The 18,272-nt window shown below is 42.1% G+C and carries 12 protein-coding genes; 3 read left to right on the forward strand and 9 right to left on the reverse strand.

Features of this window, described 5'->3' with window-relative positions; all coding sequences use genetic code 11:
- Positions 1-23: 23 nt before the first annotated feature.
- A complete protein-coding gene (locus UYI_RS0118325) occupies positions 24-1,169 on the reverse strand; it encodes a DUF1822 family protein (protein WP_157226364.1) in 1,146 nt (381 codons plus the stop codon).
- Positions 1,170-1,364: 195 nt separating this feature from the next.
- On the opposite strand from UYI_RS0118325, the gene UYI_RS36940 reads away from it, so the two are divergent.
- Positions 1,365-1,517: a hypothetical protein gene (locus tag UYI_RS36940; protein ID WP_157226365.1), complete on the forward strand. Its 153-nt coding sequence runs from the start codon at positions 1,365-1,367 to the stop codon at positions 1,515-1,517.
- A 143-nt stretch (positions 1,518-1,660) separates the two neighbouring features.
- Here UYI_RS36940 and hetR read toward each other — a convergent pair whose 3' ends face one another.
- From hetR to UYI_RS0118350, 4 genes are all read right to left on the reverse strand, one after another.
- Positions 1,661-2,560: a heterocyst differentiation master regulator HetR gene (hetR, locus tag UYI_RS0118330; RefSeq protein ID WP_016868103.1), complete on the reverse strand. Its 900-nt coding sequence runs from the start codon at positions 2,558-2,560 to the stop codon at positions 1,661-1,663.
- A 989-nt stretch (positions 2,561-3,549) separates the two neighbouring features.
- On the reverse strand, positions 3,550-5,556 hold the full coding sequence (locus UYI_RS0118340; RefSeq protein ID WP_016868105.1) for an EamA family transporter: 2,007 nt from the start codon (positions 5,554-5,556) through the stop codon (positions 3,550-3,552).
- Positions 5,557-5,916: 360 nt separating this feature from the next.
- A complete protein-coding gene (locus tag UYI_RS0118345; RefSeq protein WP_180977246.1) occupies positions 5,917-7,302 on the reverse strand; it encodes an inorganic phosphate transporter in 1,386 nt (461 codons plus the stop codon).
- Positions 7,303-7,485: 183 nt separating this feature from the next.
- Positions 7,486-8,532, reverse strand: a complete 1,047-nt coding sequence (locus UYI_RS0118350) for a zinc-dependent dehydrogenase (RefSeq protein ID WP_016868108.1) — start codon at positions 8,530-8,532, stop codon at positions 7,486-7,488.
- 591 nt (positions 8,533-9,123) lie between these two features.
- Here UYI_RS0118350 and UYI_RS0118355 point away from each other — a divergent pair.
- Positions 9,124-9,945 carry an MFS transporter gene (locus UYI_RS0118355; RefSeq protein WP_016868109.1) on the forward strand — a complete coding sequence of 274 codons (822 nt, stop codon included), beginning with the start codon at positions 9,124-9,126 and terminating at the stop codon, positions 9,943-9,945.
- A gap of 297 nt (positions 9,946-10,242) precedes the next feature.
- On the opposite strand, the gene UYI_RS0118360 is transcribed toward UYI_RS0118355, so the two are convergent.
- The 3 genes from UYI_RS0118360 to UYI_RS0118375 form a co-directional block, all read right to left on the reverse strand.
- Positions 10,243-12,456: a phosphoketolase family protein gene (locus UYI_RS0118360; protein ID WP_016868110.1), complete on the reverse strand. Its 2,214-nt coding sequence runs from the start codon at positions 12,454-12,456 to the stop codon at positions 10,243-10,245.
- A 397-nt stretch (positions 12,457-12,853) separates the two neighbouring features.
- Positions 12,854-13,387 carry a YdcF family protein gene (locus tag UYI_RS0118365; RefSeq protein ID WP_026086030.1) on the reverse strand — a complete coding sequence of 178 codons (534 nt, stop codon included), beginning with the start codon at positions 13,385-13,387 and terminating at the stop codon, positions 12,854-12,856.
- Positions 13,388-14,008: 621 nt separating this feature from the next.
- The gene (locus tag UYI_RS0118375; RefSeq protein WP_016868113.1) at positions 14,009-15,286 is read right to left on the reverse strand and encodes a tocopherol cyclase family protein; all 1,278 of its coding nucleotides are present in this window, start codon (positions 15,284-15,286) and stop codon (positions 14,009-14,011) included.
- Between the two features lie 283 nt (positions 15,287-15,569).
- On the opposite strand from UYI_RS0118375, the gene UYI_RS0118380 reads away from it, so the two are divergent.
- Positions 15,570-17,726: a WD40 domain-containing protein gene (locus UYI_RS0118380; protein ID WP_016868114.1), complete on the forward strand. Its 2,157-nt coding sequence runs from the start codon at positions 15,570-15,572 to the stop codon at positions 17,724-17,726.
- 128 nt (positions 17,727-17,854) lie between these two features.
- Here the strand turns inward: UYI_RS0118380 and UYI_RS0118385 are convergent, their stop codons facing one another.
- Positions 17,855-18,157 (reverse strand): DUF2288 domain-containing protein, encoded by a 303-nt coding sequence (locus tag UYI_RS0118385; protein WP_016868115.1) that lies wholly within the window; start codon positions 18,155-18,157, stop codon positions 17,855-17,857.
- Between the last annotated feature and the right edge of the window lie 115 nt (positions 18,158-18,272).

An 18,272-nucleotide genomic window follows, 5' to 3' on the forward strand; every position in this document is an offset into this window, starting at 1 on the left:
CTCTCCTGTCAACTTAAATCAAGTTAAACCTCAAAATCTTTGGCGATGCTGACATCACCAAAAATTATTTGGGCTGTGAAACTATCTGCTGGTTCACCATCTGGAAGTATCACTTCTATTAATTCCCTGGTACTCTCAGCTTGGTCTTCATACAGTACATCTCCTGATAGGGACAGTAAGATCAGCTGTAAACCTTCTGGTAAGTAAGTTTCGTTGTTGGTAGCTTGCAATTGCACTCTGACGCTGAGTTTTTCGTCCTCTTCTAATCTGGTTGCAATTTTCAGTTGTACTATTTGACTGTACAGGGGAAATTCTTGTAAGTCTAACTCTTGCCATGTACCAGTAGTTGACCGAAAAGCTAAATTTGCTTCTGTTGTATTACTGATCAAGGTGTCTAATACATCTCCTATTGAGGTCAGAACCTGCTGCAACTGTCTGAGATTGACACGTCTTGTTGGTTCAACTTGTCTAATATTGATGGGGCTTAATCTATTTACTAATGCTAGGTATTGTTCACGCACATATTGGTCTTGCAGGTGCGATCGCAACCAAATTGTGGTTTCAGCGACTGCACGCTGTTGCTGTTGTTGTGTGCCAACTTCACCAATGAAGGCAAGGTATTGCCCACGCACATATCTATCTTCTGGATGGGATTGCAACCAAGTTGTAGTTTGATTAATTGCTTGTTGCTGTTGTTGGCGTGTTCCCGCATTTTCCACAAGTACTAAGTATTGTTCGCGCACGTATGTATCTTCTGGATGGGATTCCAACCACTGTGCTGTTTCCACGAGTGCTGCTTGCTGCTGTTGAGTTGTCCCGACTCTATTAACTAATATTAGGTATTTTTCCCGAACTGCTGGCGCTTCAAAATGCGATTCTAGCCATGCGGCAGTTTGTCGAATCCCTGCTTGTTGCTGTTCTAAAGTCCCTTGGGAGTCAACTAAGGTGAGGTACTGCACCCAAAGCGCTTCGGTTTCTGGTTGGGTTTGCAGCAAATTAGCGACTCTGGCGATCGCTTCTCGTTGCTGTTGTGGTGTCAAAATGGTGTAGTTGAAACTGTCCTCGCTTGTCATCGGTGAAGGTTGATTATTTGGTTCACGCAATAAATCTTCGTCGCTAAGTCCATTTTGGAACCAGTCATCATCTCCACTTTGAGAATGAGTATTCAAATAATCTGCACCAAGAGCTAATTTATCCCTTTGGATGGAGTAGAAAAAAAATATTATTTCTTCGGCTGTAGAACAAATGGCTAGTACTCTACCACACAAGTTTTGACAGCTTGCGAGACGTCAGATCCCCGACTTTTTTAAAAAGTCGAGGATCTAGCCAAACTGTCAAAATCAATTTGGTGAACTACTAGTTGGTTGGATGAGGCACCCCCTGAAGAAGTCAGTGATGGTATGGTGTCAGCAATTGAAGATGCGCTTATTGCTAAAACCGATGATGACTGTACCCTCGCGGTTATCCGTCGAGGATTATTTCTACAACTATGCATGGGAGTGTCAATCTACAAGTAATTATTTCTATTTAGTTTTGCATCTGTCCCACACTAACAACACTGTACTATTCAGTACTTGTTGTGTAGCGTGAGACTGTCGTTGATGGTACTAGCTGGGATTTTGCCCAGGAAAATCTAAAGACTATACCTGTCTTTGGGATATTAGTCTTCTTTCTTACCAAATACCATCTGTAATACCACAGGGACTCCGTCATCTTGATGATACTTATCTGCCCAAGCACGGATAATTTCATCCAATTCGTCTTTGGCCTGCTGCATCTTTTCGGGTGAAATGTCCAACTCTTCCAAGACGCGCATGGTGTTTGGTCTTTTTTCTGCCCAATCTCGCATCATTCGGAAGAAGCGAGCGGTATCTTCCACCATGATGTAAGTACGCTCTTGGTCGTCTGCTGGCGCATAAAAGGGACGGGTGAGAGCGTAGAAGGGCATTCCCCAAGGAGAATCAATCCGTGTCACCGTACCAGAGTAAAGCAAACGGCGCTTAATATGCTCCGCTAAAGCTTCACTCAAAGGCATTTGGTGTTCTTTGGGTAAATCTTCTTGCGATCGCTTGTGCAGAAATTCTATCAACTCTAGAAATTCAAACGAGGTGATCAAATGAGCATCTGGCAGATTAGAGGGTAATTTCTGCTCAATTTGTCTCTTTTCCTCGCTAGTTAGACTTGTACCGGGAATGCGCGAACGTCCAGGTCGCCAAGGATATTTTTCCATCCAGACATAGGGGAACTGAATCAGATAACGTGGTTCTTGAGAACCAAGCATCTTTAACAGTTTGCCCTCAGTCAAGGCTTGTCTAACTTCCTCAACAATGGCTTTGACTCGCTTTGGTTCTAAGTGATGCAAATGCCCTGTCATCCGCAGGTTTTGTCCCTGCTCTAGATAGGTCATGTAGATTGCACACTTGGCTGCGGTTGCGGCTGCATCTAAAAAGGCCCCATGCCTGTGCCCACTTGTCCGCATGGCACTAAAAGCCAGATAAAGCATGATCTGATCCATCGCACTGGGGCCAAGACGTTTGATCAGATCTACGTCGTTACTCATATAACAGGCAACTAAATAGCACGTTTACAGTAATCAGTCAATGGAAAGTATGTAGTATACACCCGACTGAAGGCGATGTCTTTACTTAGATGATCTATTATGCGTTAAGTATGGGTGTTCTTGGTAGTCATAATTGTCATTTAGTCCGTATTTTCTGGCAAATTGGCAGAATCAACTTAGTTGGTAGACTTTATCAACAAACAAAAAGGGAACTCTGAACAAACAAGGCAGGAGGCAGAGGGCAGAGGAGCCACTGCGTTGGTGAGGCAGCGCGCCCCAAGGGGGGTTCCCTCCCCCAACCCCAAAGGGGGCCGGTGAGTCCCCCATGAGCGACTGCCGTAGACGCGTAGACGCGTAGATGCGAAGCAGCTTCCGCAGGTAAAGGCTTCTGTAAAGTAAGGGTTCCCCGGCTTGAAGCACGTGGCGTGGCAGAAGGGAAGAGGATTTGACGGATTTGACTTGTTTTTTCCATTCATTGCAGGGTGGCGTACTCTACCTTGAAGCCGCAAGAGAACCCGTCTACGCGTAGCGTACTGGAAGTATTCGCCGCTAGTGGGGTACTCTTAATTTGGAGAGCTAGCCTAAGAAGATGAAGGAGGCATGTTTAGCAGTTTCATTAAAAACGCAGCGTATGGTGAACTGCTTTGTAATTGCCAATGGATGATGCTGTCCTGATGATAAGCTGGTTCTGCTTGAGGGAAAGTCATAGACCTCAAAAGATAAGATAATAATTCAAAAAACAAAAAATCTTTTTATTTTCAACAAGATTTTTGCTGATTTTAGCAATTTTTAGCCTGAGCATATGTAAAAACATTTACAAATTTGCTATTTATGCTAAAAGTTTTATTTAGAAGCGTTTTAAAAAAGTCATAAATCGCTTGCTAAATTACAAGTTTAGGCTTTTTGCTTAAAAGTTGTTAATAAAAATTTTGGTTTTTCTTTAAACTTTGGGTTTACCGCCAAGCATGAAAAAGATTTTTTCTAAACCCTTACACCCTTTTGGTGCGATTCCGCATTTTTTCATAGCTAACAGCGGCTGCACCACCCGTCACAAATAAAACTCCTAATACCTGTGCAGGTAGTAGTGTTTCTTGAATAATCAACCCGGCCAAAATCACAGTTATTACCGGAACAGTAGCACCCAAAATTGCCGATCGCGTAGCTCCGAGTTTGCGAATACCGACATTATTAAAAACATGACTAAATAATGTCAGTACGCCTAAAATGAAGGCACTTAAAATCAATTCCAGCAATTTATTAGAATTGACTTGGAGGCTCCAGGTGGTGGGTAAAGGTATGATCAAACCAACGAAAGACAACACGAGCATAGTAGCAAAATTAATTAAAGTAAAAGGGACAGGATGCACTTTGCTTGCACAGATGTTTGTCAATATCACGTAGAAAGCAAAAGCTATTCCAGAAACAACAGCTGTGATACTGCCTAAAAAAGCGTTACCTGTACCAATACTTGTGTCTCCTGCTAAAATCAGCATCTGCCCCAAAAAAATAGAGGCGATCGCACTCAAACGCAAAGAAGTAGGTTGCTCTTTGAGCAAAGACCATGCCAAGAGTCCACTAATGGCTGGATAAACAAACATTAATGCGATCGCTACTCCTGTCGCAATTTGACTAATAGCAATATAAATTAAGACTTGAGACAAAAATAAAAAGCATCCGCTGACAATCGACAGCAGCAATACTTGCTTAGCTTTTGCATTAGTAGTGGTAGATTTTGTTCGCCGTGATCCCACTAGACTTTGCAAATCCTGCCATACTTGCGGATACAGTATAGGAGCTAAAACCAACATCAATGGTACAACTACCAGCATCCTGAGCATTAAAATCAACAGAGAATTACCAAGAGTAGGCGCAAGTAAACCCTCTACCTCAAAGACTCCAAAAATTAGCGAAGTTGAGTTGAAAATAACTTTGATCGCAACGTTGTAAAGCGATATTACCACTGTTGACACCAAAATCAACAGTAAACCCATTGGTGCAACTGATGAATTTCTTCTCCTTCGGGATGGTGCAGCTGCGGTTACTTGTTCGCTTGGTGATGCACCATTCATAGAAAATATTGTGTCACTGTCTTGGGAAGAATTGACTGCGACAAGATTATCTTTAGTTGATGCAAAAACTTCAGATTCTTCTGATCGATTAATTTCTGCCTCTTGATACTCTCGAATCCTATCTGTTTCTATCTCCGTCGGTACATCCCAGGAACTTGATTCCTGTTGTTGGGTTGGTTCGTCAGCACGATGGGGTGGTGTTTCCCAAAATGTTGATTCCTGTTGTTGGGTTGGTTCGTCAGCACGATGGGGTGGTGTTTCCCAGAAAGTTGATTCCTGTTGTTGGGTTGGTTCGTCGGCAGGGTATGGTGTTGTTTGGATGACTGTTGGGGGAGATTGTTGTGGGAAGCGTTGTGTAGTTTTTTCTAGTTCTGCACGTATGAGTTCTCCACGCAGGCGATTTACTAACTCTGCTAATATTTCTTCCCCTTGCTGTTGTTGTAGTGACATCTGAGACAGCTGTCGAGAAATATTAGTTTGATAGTTCTTTACTTCCTGCTGGAGAGTGTTAAAAGTGATAGTGAGGGTATCATCTAAAGAGCCAAGCAACTGATTGACAACAGCATTGCTTTCGTCTTTGCTCTCATCGGCTTGTTTTACAGCTTGTTTGGCTAAGGTTTCTAGAGAAGATTGCAGTTGCGAGGATATATGACTCGCCAAAATATTGGCTAGTTGACGCAACAACACTTGTAATTCGCTTAATTGCCTACCTTGTAGTAGTTCTTCTTTTTCTTCTTGCAGACGTTTGATATCGTCAGCCAAGCGGAGTCTTTCTGTCTGTAAACGCTTGATATCTTCTTGTAAAGACTTGAGCAAAGTCCGCTGGATGATTTGCAATTCCTCGGTGACAGCTCGTAGAGCGGTATCTGCTTCTGTGAACGTCTCGCCTGCTCGTGAGTTTTCTGACCGCTTCTCAAATCGCCCCATTAGTTTGTTACCTCTGACCTAAGGTTCCAGTCTTAATTGCAGAATTTTGATATGGCTTCAGGCTTTGTATAATTTTGATAACTTTTCAGATTCAATCAATCATTATCTGGTATTATTTTTTTCTGAATAAAATCTTACAGAGATTTATGTGATCGAAATAAAAATTAAATAAATTCTTTTGGTAATTAAAGTTTCCTAGAAATACATTTACCATGTAAGAATGTAAATTTAATGACAGTTTGCCTACAAATCTCAAAATTGATTTTTAAGTATTTTGTGAAAGTTAAAAGTTTTGCGATCGCCCGAAAAGCATTTTAACAGTTATTAGCTATCAGTTATCAGTTTTCCCTCCAGCAACCACTACCCACTAACCAATCCAAAATTTAGAATCCGGGCAATACTAAAAATCGCAGCACTAAGTCCTGCACTGACGGGAATTGTAACAACCCAAGCGGTGGCGATTCCTTGGAGAGTCTTAAATTGAACAGATTTAGGGTTTTGTACTAGTCCTACACCAACTACACCACCCACGAGTGCGTGAGAAGTAGAAACAGGTAGCCCCAAACGAGAAGCAAGCAAAATTGTGGTAGCAGTGGCAAGTTCAGCGCAAAATCCACTACTCGGTTGTAAAGAAATAATACTTTCGCCAATAGTGGCAATGACTTTTTTACCCCAAATTGCTAAACCAGCAACAATACCAGCACCACCAAGCACTAAAATCCAGATGGGAATAGCGATCCCGCCTATGGGTACTGTACCAGTGTTATGAATATAGACGATCGCCGCCAAAGGAGCGATCGCATTACCAACATCATTAGAACCATGAGCAAAAGCCACAAAACAAGCACTTAGTAACTGGAATTTGGCGAATAGACGCTCAACAGTTGGTTGTTGGTTGTTGGTTGTTGGTTGTGGGTTGTTGGTTGTTGGTTGTTGGTTGTTGATTGTTGGTTGTGGGTTGTTAACCATTTCCCCTTGTCCCCCATGTCCTCCTTGTCTCCTCTGTCCCCCCTGTCCCTCGTGTCCCTCACTCCTCCTCTCCAATTCCCGCCAACTGTACAAACTCAACCCAGCTGCGGCAATTCCTCCCACACATAACGAAATATCATGAGTGGGTATTTTGACACCAACTTCCTCAATCAAAAAATTTGCGAGTGGTTGAGTAACTGATGGTAAAACGATTACACCAAAAATCCCTAGTAACATCGCACTTAGCCAGGGAATCCACTCTTTCATTTGTAATAATTGATGCGGTTGTTCTAAAATCCAACGCTTGATCTGACTGTAAAATAAACCAGCGATCGCACCACTGATTACTGGCGTCACAACCCAACCGAGAGTGATTCTACTAATTGACGACCAATCGATCGCACCTACTCCTAAAGCTACCCAACTAAAGCCAGCGATCGCACCTACAACTGCATGAGAAGAAGATACAGGTAAACCACGTGCAGTGGCAATCTGTAACCACAAACCGCAACTGATCAGCACTGTGATCATCCCGATCATTAACATCTGTGGTGTACTTGCAAATAAGTCAGGATTAGCAATTTTTGTTGCAAGAGTTTCTGAGACTTCCTGTCCAAACAATACCGCACCTGTAAATTCTAAGACACCAGCAATAATCAATGCCTGTTTAAGAGTTACAGCCTTGGAACCGACAGAAGTTCCCATTGCATTAGCAACGTCATTAGCACCAAGGTTAAAAGCGAGATAGAAAGCAAGGAGGATGACTATGAAGATCATGGGGAGATGGGAAGATGGGGGGATGGGGGGCTAGGGATCCCCACTTTGTGGGGTTGGGGGGCAATGGGGAACTCACCGGCCCCCACTCCCTGTCGGTCGTGGGGATTAGGGGTAATGGGGAGATGGGGAGATGGGGAGTGAAAATGCTCCCTATGTTGTCCTCCAGATCCCCGATCCCCAATATTATGGATAAATCAAAATCTTATATGTTTCCGGTGTTGGTGCGATCGCTTGTTCTACGGCTTGAGATAAATTTTGTAATGGATAGCGATCGCTGATTAATGCCTGTACATCGATGCGTTTATTAAACACAATATCAGCCGAGAGGCTTTGCAGGCGGTAGGATGAACTGTAGCTGCCCATCAAATCAATTTCTCGACGATAGAGAATATTGGGATTCAGAGGAATTTCTACTTCATCGGGAAATTCAGCGAAAAAGAGGATTTTACCGCCTTTACGCGTACAGTCAAGGGCTTGGAAGAAAGCTTTTTCACTGGGAACAGCCAGTAAAGTGACATCCACACCTAAACCATTGGTAAGTGCTTGAATTTTAGCTGGTAAATCAGCATCACGGGCGTCAAAAGCTGCTTCTGCGCCTACCTGCAAAGCTTTTTCTATACGGGAGGGAATGAGGTCAGTAGCGATCGCTTTTGCCCCAAAATATTTTACCAACATCACAAACATTAACCCAATCGGCCCCGCACCAGTAATCAAAACTGTTTGTCCGGGGGCAATTTGGGCTTTTTTCACTGCTTTGAGACAGCAGTTAGTAGGTTCAACAAAGCTTGCTTCTTCAAAACTGATATTATCGGGGATGGGAATCAACCCACCATTGCGGACAATGTGACCAGGAACCTTGACATACTCAGCAAAACCGCCACCACTGGGTGCAAACCCGGCTGTCGTGCAGATATTTTTATAGGTATCGCACATTGAAAAATTGTCATTTAGGCAATAATCACAACGCATACAAGGGATGTGATGCATCACTGCTACCCGTTGTCCGACTTGCCAATTTTTCACCTCTGCACCCACTGCTGCAATGGTTCCCGCAGTTTCATGTCCGAAAATGCGTGGTGGTTCATACAGGGGATAACGAATTTTTTTGATATCCGACTGACACAAACCCACTACCCGCACCTGTACCAACACTTCATCCGGTTGCAGTTCGGGTACAGGGATCTCTTCGTAGGAAAGTTGATTAACGCCTCTAAATACCTGTGCTTTCACGTTGATATTTCACCGCTCAACGATATTAGATTTAACACTAGGGGCGTGATTTGGGCTATGAATTTTGAGATTTTTGTATATGTTAATGCTCTGGGGAGAATTTAAAGTGCATCCTCAAAGCCATGAGTCTGATTGTTACTCAGAACTTAGTACAAAATCTTAGCGATCTTAAACGCACCAGAGACGCAAAGTAAGCGCACAGAGACGCAGAGTCTATCCAAAGAGAATTCGCTATGATATAGACATCTTCAGAAATTAATTATGCGTTACCCAAAATCCTTGTACCAGACGTGCCATGGCACGTCTCTACACTATTTGTAGGAGAAATCTAATATATGAAATGCAGTACTTACGCAAAAAATCAAGAATTTATCTTGTCTAAGATTAACTCAGCTTGAGCTCGCGAAGAAAAATTGAAGATTTGTAACGTCGTAAATATATTGTGGCACTTCATCCTGAATAGCAATTATATCAAGTCCGGTCTAATTACTTACGATCTGGTTGGTTTTGTTGGTAATTGGTTTGTTGCATCTGTGATTTGGTACTTTTGCTACTTGCTTCTACTAATTATTCCTACTTAGAGCGGGATTTATGAAAATGCATAAAGTGAAAGGAATTTCTATGAAGCGTAATCTCACTGCATTAATGATATTGTTGGGAGTGCAATTACTGCTATGGAAAGGAATTCCAATTATATCCCGTACAGCATATAAGGATACCTCAAAACCAGCCACAGTGACACTCATTGGAGTTATACCGTGGATTTTTGTCACTTTAGCATCTCACAATATCGTATTCTGGAATGTGCCTCAGATCGATGGTGGTATTTCTGGGGCTTTGGTTTTTGGTACAGTAGGAGCGATCGCTGGGGCTGTAATAGGTGCTGTAATTGGTGGAATATACGACCTTGTTGAGCAAAACAAGCAAACATCAAACAGTTCTAACTCATATTCACATGATTCTTGGCAATCTACAACCACAGCTTCGTTTGCGGTAGCAGTGATTGCTGGTGTACTGGGAATTATTATTGGTGGTGTGTATGGAACGATTTTTAGTTCATCTAGACCCAATGATTTAGTGGGTATTATTGGGATGTCGATATGGGGAATTATAGTAGGAGGCTTGGGCGCTTTTATTGTTGGCGGAATCGCTGGATTGATAATTGGGTTTATAAGCAGTGTTGTAATCTTGGCTATTTTGAAGTTAGTAAATGATTGGTTGTCGCTACTCGCCGCAGCATTTGGAATGAGTGTGGGGTTTGGTTTTATTGGCGGCTTTTTCAATCCAGCTACTATATCGGCACTGGTAGTAACAGGAATACCCTTGTTATATGAACAACTTTATCCACCTATCAAGTACCACAGATTAATAACTAAATATCGTCACGCTGAGAAAAATCTGATCAAGCCTTAATTAGTCCTCTTGCAAAAGTCGAATTAAACTCCTCAAAGTTAGGTTGCCAGACCACATAAGTTCTGACTCTTTGCGAGGGGCCAGATCCCCGACTTTTTTAAAAAGTCGAGGATCTCACAGGTCATCAAAATCAATGTGGTGGACTACTAGGGGCGTGATTTGGGCTATGAATTTTGAAATTATCGAATACTTCTTAAAAAGAAGAACCGCAAATATACGCCTCAAACAATAAAGACTGCACAATTATTGCGTACATCTGCGGTTATAAATTTATATTTCTCGAGTTAACAAATCCATTTAATGCACTAATTCAATTGCCCTTTTCGTCAACGCTTCCGCAGTTAAACCATTAAACGCCATTAACTCACCTGCACTTGCTGTTGTTTCTCCACGCCGCCAGGCAAAGGTATCGCGCTTGCTTGTACTCCGCAGCATGACGGGTTCTAACATCGCCGCCGCACCTCCAGTTACACCAATTAGCGCATCACCTGCAAATAATTCAGCGAATTTTTGATCATCAATGAAACCACCATCAAGTTCAGCGCAGGTATCCCAACTTGTGTCATGAGGACGATACAAACGGCGGGGATTAATAACAGAAACTATCTTCACCCCGATACCTTCTGTTTCTAAGAAAGCTGCTGCTTCAAACACAGGAATTAATGTCATGTCACCAATCACAGCAAACACTACTTGCTTATCTCCAGCAACTTCTTGCAAGACTACCGCACCATCTTGTAACCCATGACGAGTCATGTTAAAAGTAGTGCGAATTGGCAATGGCGACTTACTAGCAGTGATGACAATTCCCTTATTTTTAGTTGTCAATGCCCAGTCATAACAAACTTGAATACTGTTAGCATCGGGGGGGAACAATGGGAAGACATTGCCATTTCGCATCATCGCGGCAAAGTAAGCTTCAATTTCTGGACGTTGATGAGTCCAACCGTTGCGTCCTTGTTCTAATGCGCCGGCAGTAAATAATGTAATTGTCGAGGGAGTGGGACGTCGCAATTCTGCCATTGCTTGGGTGACGGTTTGCCAAATTGGTAAACCGTTAATGGCAAAAGATTCGTAGGAACACCACAAACTTCTAGCACCCATCAACGATAAAGCCGCAGCTAATCCAGCGCAAGCATCTTCACTCAAGGGTTCGTAAACTTGTCCGCCTGGTGCTTGGTTGTATAACTTATCAGTGGTGGGGTGGATAATTTTTAAGGCTTGGTTGATGTTACCAATACCTGATGCTTCGTTACCGTCGGCGTTGGTGACAAGGAAGTTTTCATCGATTTGTCCAACTTTTGCCACTAAACGTCCCATCGCGGTTGTGGAAACTTTGGGATCGCCACCTACAGCATACTCTTCTAAAGGCAATTCGCCTAAGTCTGGTAAAGGATACTCAAATTCGGTAACTACTGTTTTCGCTGCTGGGCCTCCGCCTGCACGTTCACAGTTTGTCCGTACGACTTGCCAAGCTTCTAGAGGTAAGGCACGTTCTTTCAGTGCGTTGACAATATGGGGTGCATCCAGTGTGTCTTTGGGATAAAGGTTATGAGACTTTGCACCCCGGGCATGGACGCCTGCGCCTTTGAGTTGTTTAATGATGAATACAGTTAGCTTACCACTCAAAGCCGATCGCGCGGCTTCATCTATACCTAAGAGTACTGCTTGGGTGAAAGCGAGGCGTTGGGCGAAAGAAAAAGCGGTACTATCTACGTAATCCCCCGCTTGGTCTTTGTCATCAAAATCTTTAGCGTCTACTAACACGACTTCTTCAAAACCGTTACCGTGCCAGTATGCCATCATCTGTTTGTTGGTTTTGATGGATACCATACTATGGTGTTCCTGGCTATAACCATTCCACACCAACACTGGTAAAAAGTTTGTCACACCAGGATAGGCGGTGTGGAAGTGCGCCATCGAACTCATGACATAGGGTTCACCCAGTCCTCCATCCCCAACGGTGAAGGGAAATAATTTGTCTTTATGCAACAGCGCAGCAGCCATCGCAAAATGTTGCCCTTGTCCCAAGGGGCCTGCTGGTGCGAGAATACCAGGAATGTAGCCAGACAGGTGTCCCAAAAGTCCATGTTTTTCTCGGAAGCGATCGCGCAGTTGTTGTACTGTATAAATGCCCATGTCTTCTAAAGAGCGATCCAAGAACATGGCACTATAAAAACCGGGGGCGTGGTGTCCTACTTCCGTAATAATATTTTTGTAACCGAGCATGACCAAAGCAGCATAAGCTTCCGCTTGCGAAGCGAAACCACCAGGATGTCCAGAGGCTTTACTTCCGGTAATTTGCAGTGTCAGATAACGCAAAGCATCGGCAGCAAGCAAGGTTTGGTATACTGCTGCTGGTTCTTCTGGATTGGCGATCGCTTCTTTTCCTGACTCTATGGCTGGAGTTGCACCATATGTTTCAAATTCCGGTAACGCTTCGCCAAAATATTGAATCCCTTCGTAAAAATTGGGAAGCGCTGAAGTTGCCTTGGAAGTAGTTGCCGTCATGCTAAGTACCTTACTAAGCCTATGGAGAAACTATAAATTAATATAGATGTTCGCCAATTTAACAAAAATTTTACAACTTCTCGACGGTCACTATTGATTGCTATTCAGCATCATCAAGATAAATAGCTTCTATTTTGCAGCATGAAAACCTCATCCCCTCCCCTACCCCTTCTCCGCGAGTTCATCAGAGGGGTGTCCTCTCTTGACGGGGTGAGGTTCTTTCAAGTCAGTCCCGATGAAAAAATTTCACCACCATGTATGAAAATACCTCTTCACCTGTTCCCTATACTTTGAACGAAGAGACGGTGGGGCTTGCGTGACGGGATAATAGGGAGAAATTCTCTCCCCACCTCCCCATTTGGTTATATTTTGCCTAAGCGCTGAACATTCAACTACTTCAATTTTTGTCTGACAAATCATCTCCACCTGTGTAACCAGTTGCTACCCAAACTAAGGATCTCACACCATCGCGGATAGATTTACCAATTGGTTCTGGTTGGGAACTACCAGAAGGAACTGACACTGGTTTAAAAGTAATTCCTCGACTACCCAAAACAATCTCACCGATGACTTTAGCGCGTCTCATGTGATAGTCGGAAGTAACTAAATAGACACTTTTAATATTATTTTTTTCTAACTCATCTACTAGAGTTGTAAAGTTCTCTACTGTATTATTGGCTCGATAATCTAAGTGCAAGCGTTGATGATGAATTCCCGCTTTGGTAAATACTTTTCTTGTCACTGCTGGTGGACTACCTCCAGAAATCCAAATAGGTAGGTTGGGATGCTTACGGGCAAAATCTGCCGTAAATTTTTCTCGTTCTAGTTTTTTTGTAGAACCACCCAAGACTAAAATCGCTTGTGGTTGTGTAAATTGGCCTTGGATTTCCTTATAACCCCACAACGTTATTAGTGGTAGGGTGAGAATCATCAACCGAGAAGAAAGATTTTTGAACAGTAGCTTTTTCAAGGTTCTATCAGTTCGTCAGCTGCAACAATTTTGCTTGAAAAAGAATAATTGACACCAGCAAAGTCAGAAGAAATTTTCCCAAGTATGTTTTTGGGTAATTTCCTTGTTTTGCAAGCAATCAAGTAAGCCTAGCAACAATAGATAGTTGCTGACTCGATGCTAGATTTTAGCCGCTATTAGGGCAGATGCAAAGTGTTCATGCAACTTTATATAAAAGTTTTTAGACAACGGGACTGGCCAGACTCGAACCGGCGACCTAGCGCTTCAGATTTGTGTGAGTTTCCCCACTCTCTGGACTATACCTTCACCATAGACTGTAAGTCTTTAGGTGGTGGCTATCTAGTCTCTACACCTTCCTGAGAAAACTTACAGCTATATACTGTATAGTTTTAATTCTCAGGCTTGGCTCGGTATTCCCATGAAATGCAAAGACGGTTTACTCATTTTTTAGGGTTCACCGAATTTAACCACATTCACTCATAGAGTTTCCTCTATGGTGCCCGATAGTTCAGGAGGCGCTCGCTCTATCCAACTGAGCTACAGCCCCAAAATATATGGATATCACTTTCCATGATACCACTTTTAATGAGACTGCCAAGCATCATTCCAAGGCCCGCCGCCTATTTCTAATCCACAAGCAGAACTATGTGCTTTCAGGATAATTTCTTGGTGATTATCCTTTTTTTCTCGCAGTTCTATATTTAATTGCCCTTGCAAAGTGTCACGACAGCAAAAGATCAAACCATTTTCTGTTGGCGCACGTAAGGGAGTTCCTGGTAAATCGGTAGTTCCTGTTAATTCAACTTCGTAGTGAGAATTTTGAGCTTGCATTTGCCATTTACCCCAAGGCTGAATATTCCAGCTAACTTGTGAGTTCCAAGGCACAAATTCGTAAAACTTGCCTTGGTAGTGTATGCCAATCATCGCTACAGATTCCATCCACCACAACACCCCTCGTCTACCACCGCCAGCGGTTAAGGCTAAGTCAGGAGTGTCTGAAAAACTATTGCAGTTTGCCCAAAACCACTTCTGGGGAAAAGCGCCACCCCAATTTTTTTCACCATAGGCAGGGGCGTTGGTAAATTCGTAGCGTTTGCCATTCCAGTCTATCCAACCGCTAGCCAACCCATGCGCCATCAAGATTTGCCAACCAGGTTCAAAAATCTGTAAAAATGATAACCAGCCTGCGGTTGATTGCTGTATACTGCGTTGATTTCCCCAGCCATACACGGGTTGAATTTCATATTGCCAACGACAATATTGACCAGTACTGGGATCACTGATTACTCCCTGATTTAAGGTAGCTGTGGCTTGATAGCCTTGCTGAATATACCGTTCAAATTCTTCTGGTTCCAAGTAGCAAGGTTGAGTATCTGGTGCAGTTTGGTGGACATAGTTATCTGGCTGAAAAGGACTAAAAAGTTTATGAAATAAACTTTCTTCCCTTCTGCCACAGCACTCCTTGTTTGCCCGCAGCTTTGCAAAGACCGCCTCTTCTACCCCCCGGCGGGCGTAAGGGGGTTTGTGCCAGTTGACGTCGTGCCCTCTGCCTTCTAGATTAATTTGACCCCAATGACCCAAAGCTAGCACATCCGGCTTTGCCCAAAAATTCTTGACTTCTGGGAAGGTACGACATAAATACTCATCATTCGGCCCCAAAATTTGGGCTGCACCGCCGCTATGGGGTTTACCGCCGATGGGGTCTTCGATAGAGTACATAAAGGCGAAGGATTGATCTTCATCAGGCAATGTAACGCGGTAGTACCAACCTTCAAAAAAGCGACGGCTACTATGATCCCAGTGATAACCACTGTGAGGAGTTTGGGTGGTGTCAAAAGGATTGCTAAGAAAACCAAGCATGATTTCTGTTGACAGAGATTTAGGAGTGTAAAAGGAGAAGGGTGTGAGGAAACCTCATTCAAACTAACCTTACACCCTTTTTTAGTATGGGCGATCGCACTTACTTCTTGGCAGTCTCAATCAAGCAAGTTTCATCGCCAAAGATGAACCCCTACACCCTTACACCCCTAAAAGCCCGATACATTACCCGTGGTCATTTGCTGCCGCAAGCAGTACCTTTGTTTATTCTGTTGTGGGTAATGAGGATTTCTGGGCACAGATTGGAGAAGTTTCTTAGCAGAAGATGAAGATAACTCCTAAAACTACGTTGCGCGTTCTAGCTGTTTTACCTCCCAGCCGCAAGTACAGCAGTTCACTAAATATGACCAAACTCCACTGGCTAGAAGTTACTGAATATATTTCCTTATACGCCTCTGCAATTGGAACCTTGGCAGCTACAGCCACTCAACAAGTTGTCTACGCAGCATTTCCTTTAACTGTAGCCCTTGGTTTAAATCTCACGAATCGGGAACGATTGAAGCGTTTAAACGAGCAATATCGACAAAATGTGATCGCCCAATTCGATCAATTGGTTGATCCCTTTAGACAGCGCTTAGAAAACTTTGATGACTTTACACAAAGATTAAGTCAAACAACTCAACAACAAATAGAAGAATTACGACAAAATCAAAAGGAGCAAAATACCGATTCTAATCAACAACGCTTAGCGCAATTTGATACATTTAGGCAACAGTTGATGAAAGCGACTGAGCTACAAATAGAACCTCTTAAACAACATCTTACCCAGTTAAACACCTACACTCAACAGTTATATACAAGTATCCAACAAATAGAACCTCTTAAACAAAATTTTGCTCAACTCAACACCTACACTCAACAGTTATATACAAGTGTTCAACAAATAGAAACTCTCAAACAAAATTTTGCCCAACTCAACAATTTTACTCAACAGTTAAATGCCAGTACTCAAAAGCAATTTGAACTACTCAGACAACAAGTGGGAGAACTTGATGCTGAGACCCAAAAAATCACTACAACTTCCCAACAGCCAATAACAAAACTTGATGCTATTCATCAACGTTTGGAACAACTTGAGAATTTTACAAAACAGATAAATACAAATACTCAACAGCAAATTCAACCCTTGAGGCAATATGTCACTCAACTAAATGCTTATACACAAGGCTTTAATAAAAATACTGAGAAACAATTAGAAGAATTTAAATACGCGATCGCTTTACTGCAAACCGAAATGCAGAACTTAGCAGAGTCTTTAACTCAAACAGAAAAACGTCTCAGTCAAGAAGTAGCTGAAAAAGTCAAACAACCCCAAGTAAAAATTACAATTCCAACACCAGTTAAGTCTCAACCACAAAATACAATTTTACATATTCAACCATCAGAAGCAGAAAAAACTGAAACAACACAAGCTTTACCGCCAGTTGAGATAGCGCCTCCAACACCACCAACAACACAAATACAAAAGAGCAAATCTCTCTCTAGCTTACGAGGACATACAGAACGAGTTGTTTCTGTTACTTTTCATCCCAATTCTGTTGATCCAGAAAAAAGGATTTTAGCTAGTGGTAGTCATGACAAAACCATCAAAATCTGGCGTTTAGATACTCAAGAAAACCGCACTCTCACAGTTTCTGGGAAAGTTAATTCAATCGCCTTTAGCCCTGATGGTAAAATTTTAGCCTGTGGTCATGACGACAAAACAGTTAAATTATGGGATGTAGATACAGAAAGAGAAATTTGTAATTTTATTGGGCACAAAGAGAAAGTTTATACTGTTGCTTTTAGCCCCAATGGTAAAATTATTGCTAGTGGTAGTCAAGATAAAACTATTAAACTTTGGTCTATAGAAGAGCAAAAAGAGATATATACACTGACAGGACATCTAGATGAAATTTTATGCGTTGCTTTTAGTCCTAATAATAGATTAGTCGCTAGTGGTGGTGGTGAACGCGACCAAACTATTAAAATTTGGCATCTAACTCAAGATAAATTTCTCACTCTCAAAGGTAAATCTGGTAAACTAGGGAGAATTTATTCTATTTGTTTTAGCCCCGATGGCACAACTTTAGCTAGTGGACATCAAGATAAAATTATTAGATTCTGGGATGTGGAAACTGGTAGAGAAATAAGTAATATCACAGGACATAATGACGAAGTTTATGCTGTCGCTTTTAGCCCTGATGGCAGAAATTTAGCTAGTGGGAGTTACGACGGAAATCTTAAAATCTGGCAAGTAGATACGGGTGAAGAACTTAATCATATTACAGTTGGCGAAGGTGCAATTTATTGTGTTGCTTATAGCCCAGATGGGAAAATACTAGCAACTGCCAATGGCGATAAAACTGTGACCCTAGTAAATCTTGAATCTAGAACAACACAGCAACGCAAAGACATAGAAATAGAGAAAGGGTTTGATTAACCTTAGATAAATCTTTAGTTAACCCAACATCCCGCCCTCAAATAATTTTGGGGTGCGGGGCAAAAACACACTTTCACAGTGATCAGTTATCAGTTATTGATCACTGTTCACTGTTAACTGATAACTGTTTAAGCAGTCAATTTTTCTTGCACCAATACAAATGGTTGGACTATTAAAGTATTAAATCGCTTAGTGCGATCGCTATTCCATTCACCCAATTGATCTAAAGATGGTTTAGCAATCAATGCTTCATCAATCCAGTTTTGGACTTCTAAAACATTATCACTAGCAATAGCTACACCTACATCCAATATATTTAATCCTACTGCTACCACAATTACTGCATCTCTTTGCGCGTGGGGAATTAGCCACTCCCACTCTGCCTCATCTAAGTTTTCTGTTAATTCTGCTCTTAAATTTGGATTAGTCATTAGTCATTAATTAAAGGCTCTTTTTACTATATTAGATAAAATTTACACAAAATTACATATTTTAGATTGAGTTTTTAATCATTACTTTAGTTATGTAAATATTAAATAGTTAAAT

The organism is Fischerella muscicola PCC 7414 (genome assembly GCF_000317205.1).
In the GTDB taxonomy this organism is placed as follows: domain Bacteria; phylum Cyanobacteriota; class Cyanobacteriia; order Cyanobacteriales; family Nostocaceae; genus Fischerella; species Fischerella muscicola.